Source organism: Pseudomonas sp. P5_B2 (assembly GCF_056400445.1).
The window spans coordinates 1-2603 of the sequence record NZ_JBFULH010000571.1 but is presented as its reverse complement, the minus strand read 5'-3'; the positions used below and the strand labels follow the sequence as shown (position 1 = coordinate 2603).

Annotated in this window: 2 protein-coding genes; both read right to left on the bottom strand. The window is 62.5% G+C overall.

Features of this window, described 5'->3' with window-relative positions; genetic code table 11:
- Positions 1-1092 (bottom strand): pyridoxal phosphate-dependent aminotransferase (locus tag AC1DRJ_RS24110; protein ID WP_477804359.1); only part of this gene is annotated, 1092 nt, incomplete at its 3' end.
- A 181-nt stretch (positions 1093-1273) separates the two neighbouring features.
- Entirely contained in the window at positions 1274-2410 is a 1137-nt protein-coding gene (locus AC1DRJ_RS24105; protein ID WP_477804358.1) for a glycerate kinase, read from the bottom strand.
- Between the last annotated feature and the right edge of the window lie 193 nt (positions 2411-2603).

Below are 2603 nucleotides of genomic sequence, written 5' to 3'. Positions count from 1 at the left end.
GATATGCCCCGCAGCACTCGGCCCAAAGGCCTCCCCCGCCAACACTGACACGCCGTAGCCCTCCAGCAACCGCTCGGCAAAGCCCTGCGCGCCAATCCCGGTCTGGCGAATATCCACCATCACAAACATCCCGCCATCCGGTCGTACAGGCGTGATGCCAGGGCACCCGCTCAGCATTGCGCACACCAGATCGCGGCGCTGACGATATTCCTCGCGCATCAACGCCACCTCCGGCAAGTTTTGATCCAGCGCCAACTGCGCCGCGTGCTGGATGAAATCCGCAATACCGAACAGCATGCACAACGACAGATTCACCAGGTGCTCGGCCATGGGTTTGGGGCCAATCGCCCAGCCGACCCGCCAGCCACTCATGGCGTGGGACTTGGACAGGCTATTGATGGTCACGGTGCGCTCGGCCATACCCGGCAAACTCGCCGGACTGGTATGTTCCCCCTCGAACAACAGGTCGCTGTAGACCTCATCGCTGATCAGCCACAGGTCATGGCGCACGCACAGTGCTGCGAGCGCTTGCCAGGTGGGCAGCGGCAAACTGGCGCCGGACGGATTGTTCGGACTGTTGAGCAGGATGACCCGGGTTTTCGGCGTAATCAGTGCCGCGACATCCACCGGGTCGACGCGAAAGCCGTTCTCCGGGCGCACCGCCACCGGCACCACTTTAGCGGCGCACGCGCCGAACACGCCTTCATAGGTCACGTACATCGGCTCGGCGACGATCACTTCATCGCCAGGGTCGAGCAGGCATTGCGCGACCGAATATACCGCGCATTGCGCCCCCGGAAACACGATGACATTGTCCGCGTCCACCTCCTGGCCACTGCGCTGGTGATGGCGCCGCGCAATGCTGCAGCGCAGCCCTCGACTGCCGCGCACCTGCGGGTAATGGGTATCACCGGCCTGCAAGCTGTCAATGGCGGCCTGGACAATGGGTTGTGGCGTGTCGAAGTCTGGATCACCAATCGACWGCAGCAGGACATCGACGCCCTGCTCGCGCATTTCCAGCGCTCGGTCATGAATCTGCCAGGCTGCCGCACCATCGCCGGCGATTCGTTTGGTCAAGGCTGAATAGCGCATGTGATTCTCCTGTCGCGCGCGGGACTCCCAGCCATCACCCTATCTCAAATCACGAAACGCGCCACCCTGGCATTCAAATCCACTGCCAGACGCGACAGCTCATAGGTGGCGGTTTAAATTCTGCGACTGCTGCGCAGTCGGACGCAGCCTCGCAGGCTCGACAGCTGCTACATGTTTTGCGTCAGGCTTTGGCGATTCGCCAGACCCGTGCGATGTCACCGGCGCGATCACGCAACAACCGTGGTGCTTCAGCGCACGCCTGTTCCAGCGTCATAGGGCCGCTCGCCAGTGCAAACGCGGCATCGATGCCGTGTTCGTACAACGCCTGATAACCCTCGCCCAAGGTGCCGGCAATGACGATCACCGGCACGCCGTGCTGCCGGGCAATGCGCGCGACACCGAACGGCGTCTTGCCACGCAAGGTCTGGGCATCGAACCGCCCTTCCCCGGTCACCACCAGGTCAGCGCCCTGTACGGCTTGCGCCAAACCGACCAGTTCGGCAACCACTTGCACGCCGGCCTGAAATCGCGCACCGAGGAACGCCTTGGCGGCAAACCCCAGACCGCCCGCTGCACCGGTGCCCGGTTCGTCCCTGACGTCGCGACCTAATGCATCAGCGCACTGTTCGGCAAAGTGTCCGAGCGCGTTATCCAGTTGCTGCACTTGTTCGGGCGATGCGCCTTTTTGTGGGCCGAAAATGACTGAAGCGCCGTGCGGACCGCACAGTGGATTGGTAACGTCGGCGGCAATGTCGAAGCGCACTTCAGCCAGACGTGGATCAATGTTGCTCAGATCGATGTGATCCAGTTGCGCCAACGCCAAACCGCCCGGCGTCAGGATTTGCCCCTGTGCATCCAGCAATCTCACGCCCAACGCTTGCATTGCCCCGGCACCGCCATCGTTGGTGGCGCTGCCGCCAATCGCCAGGATGACCCGCTGTGCCCCTGAGTCGAGGGCCGCGCGAATCAGTTCGCCGGTGCCGAAGGTGCTGCTGACGCATGCATCGCGCTTGCCCGGCGGCACCAATTGCAAGCCGCTGGCCTCGGCCATTTCGATGATCGCGGTATGGTTATGTGGCAACCAGCCCCATGCAGCGTCGACCGTTGCACCGAGCGGACCACGGACCTTCGTGCGACGCAGTTCGCCCTCGCACGCCGCCAGAATCGACTCGACCGTGCCTTCGCCACCGTCGGCCATTGGGCATTTGATCAGTTGCGCATCAGGCCAGACATCTGCCAGACCCAGCGCAATGGCGTCGGCCACACTCTGGGCGCTGAGGCTGTCCTTGAACGAATCGGGGGCGATGACGATTTTCATGCGAATTCTCCAGTTCCAATGCGTTCCATGCTGCCAGTAGCCCCGGACAATAACGCCAGGCCGCTGCACAAGGGGGCATGGCGTTTATTGTTCATTTTCACAAAACTCTGGTTTCAGATCCGGGATCGATGTTGGCCGATCGTCCGCCATCGCGAGCCTGCTCGCGATGGCGTCCTTGAGATCGCTACGGGAC